This is a genomic window from Sulfuricaulis sp., from assembly GCF_049587675.1.
GTDB lineage: Bacteria > Pseudomonadota > Gammaproteobacteria > Acidiferrobacterales > Sulfurifustaceae > Sulfuricaulis.
In genome coordinates this window covers 1-2,385 of sequence record NZ_JBAVEJ010000268.1, presented here as the reverse complement: position 1 = coordinate 2,385, position 2,385 = coordinate 1, and the positions used below count along the sequence as shown (strand labels likewise).

Below are 2,385 nucleotides of genomic sequence, written 5' to 3'. Positions count from 1 at the left end.
ATACAGTACGGGTAACCGAACGACAATAAATAAGGACAATTTACCGACCATATATTTCTAAGGGGTTAACATGACTGATCCGTCTTCGCACAGCGGCGGCAAAATGATAACGCGCGTCGCAGTCTACGGGTTCATATCGCTGGTGTTATATTTTCTGCTGTACTTTTTCGAGGACTCCATCCTCGCCTTCACCTCGCAGGGCGGCTGGTACTTCATCGCTCCTATCGTGATTGCCTTCGTGTTTTCCTATTTCCACGGATCCTTTACCTCCCACTTCTGGGACACTCTCGGCATCAAGGCCAAGAAATAAGGAGGCGGCGTGGATCTCGCATCGGCAACGAATTTCATCCCGCTCAATGCGCTCGACGTAACCTATCTTCTGGTCGTCGGCTTCATCGGCGGCCTGGTCAGCGGTTTTATCGGCTCCGGCGGTGCCTTCGTGCTCACGCCCGCCATGATGAGCATGGGCGTGCCCGGCATCGTCGCCGTCGCCTCCAACATCTGCCACAAATTCCCCAAGGCCCTGGTCGGCGCCATCAAGCGCGCCAAGTATGGCCAGGTGGACGTGAAGCTCGGACTCGTGATCGGCGTCTCGGCCGAGGCCGGGGTGCTCTACGGCGCGCATATCCAGCAAACGATCCATCAAAGTTTTGGCGACGCTGGTTCCAACCTCTATGTCAGCCTCGCTTTCGTCATCATACTTGGCATCATCTGCAGCTCCGTGTTGTGGGATGCGATGAAAACGCGCAATACCACGAGTGACGAACCGGAAAAGGTCGCGCGTCTCGCCCGCTGGGTGCAGACGATCCATATTCCCGGCACGATGGTCTACTTCAAGAGCCTCAACGCCCGCGTGTCGGTGCTGTTTACGATTCCACTCGGATTCGCCACCGGCATGCTCGCGGCGACGATCGCCGTGGGCGGTTTTATCGGCGTCCCGGCCATGCACTACGTGCTAGGCGCGCCCGCGCTCATGGCATCCGCCACCGAGCTGGTCACCGCCTTCGTCATGGGCGTGGGTGGCTCGATGAAATATGCGTGGAGCGGACTCGTGGATATCCGCCTCGCCATGATTATTCTTGCCGGGTCGCTGTTCGGCATCCAACTCGGCGCGATCGGCACCACCTACGTGAAGCCGCACATGATCAAAATGGTCATGGGCGTGATCATGGTGCTGGTGATGTTCTCACGCGCGATCGCCATTCCCGTGTACCTGTCGGAACTTGATCTCATCGACAAACTCGCCCCCCATCTTCCTGGCGCTCTGCTGAACATCAGCTTCGTGGTGCTGATTGCAGCACTCGCGAGCGGCGCGGCCATCGTATTTGCCGCCCTGTGGACCGGTATCAGTGCCTCACGCCGTGAGGCTGTACTTGTCACCTCTGCGACCACGGCATTCTCTCCCGATGTGGTGGCATCTCCGGCCACCCCGCAACTCTCACCGCTCGGCCGCTTCGAGCGCTTTCTGCTTGCCTCCGACGGCTCGGAGTACAGCGCCGGCGCCGTGCGCGAAGCCTTGCGCATGGCGAGCAAGTGCGGCGCCCGTTTGCGCGCGGTCAGCGTGGTGGCCGGTGGCGATGCCGAACTTTACGCCATGGGTGAACAGTTGATCACCAAGGAGTTAAATACCGCTCGTGCTTATCTCGACGATGTGCAACAGCAGGCCGCGTCCGCCGGCGTGGCTTGCGAGAGCGAGGCCACCCAGGGCAACCAGGTTTACCAGGAAATCGTCAGTCAGGCGGAAAAAATGCAGGCCGATCTTATTATCATGGGCCGGCGTGGCCGCCATGGGCTGGCACGTCTGATGGTCGGTCCGTCGACCGTGCGCGTCATCGGACACTCCAGTTGCAATGTGCTCGTGGTGCCGCGCTCGGCGGAGCTCGTGGGACGACGCTTCATTGTCGCCTCCGACGGTTCACGCTACGGCGACGCTTCCGCCGTCACCGCCGCGCGGCTCGCCAAGCTGTGTCACACGCCCGTCACGGTCGTCTCGGTCACCCGGCCAGAACATAGCGAAGAGCGCAAGCGCGAGGCGCGCCAGGTCATGAGCCGCCTCGTCTCTTTCCTCAAGCAGGAAGGAGTGGTGGTGGAAGGCATCGTTCCGCACGGTCGACCGGACGAAATGATCGTCAAGACGGCAATCGAAAAAAACGCCGATTTGATCATTCTGGGCAGTCGTGGACGCACGGGCCTGGAGCGGGTTCTGCTGGGCAACACGTCAGAGCGCGTTATCGACCAAACCCAGTGCGCCGTGCTCGTCGTCAAGTAGGTATGAAGAAAAAAATACAAATTGTCTGCCCTTGGCTTTATTACCGCAGTCCCTAGCGGTCGGCAGATTGCTTGCCGTCCACATGTGCCGCTGAATTAATAAAATATGGTATTGAA

The 2,385-nt window shown here is 59.4% G+C and carries 2 protein-coding genes; both read left to right on the top strand.

The genetic code is table 11. The features are described 5' to 3' along the window. Window positions 1-70 precede the first annotated feature (70 nt). Window positions 71-310: a hypothetical protein gene (locus tag WB402_RS13790; protein ID WP_424208820.1), complete on the top strand. Its 240-nt coding sequence runs from the start codon at window positions 71-73 to the stop codon at window positions 308-310. Between the two features lie 9 nt (window positions 311-319). Next, window positions 320-2,269, top strand: a complete 1,950-nt coding sequence (locus tag WB402_RS13785; RefSeq protein WP_424208818.1) for a TSUP family transporter — start codon at window positions 320-322, stop codon at window positions 2,267-2,269. Window positions 2,270-2,385: the final 116 nt, after the last annotated feature.

Excerpts from the sequence above, each read along its gene's own strand:
- WB402_RS13790 (WP_424208820.1), top strand. The coding sequence starts at position 71 with ATGACTGATCCGTCTTCGCACAGCGGCGGCAAAATGATAACGCGCGTC.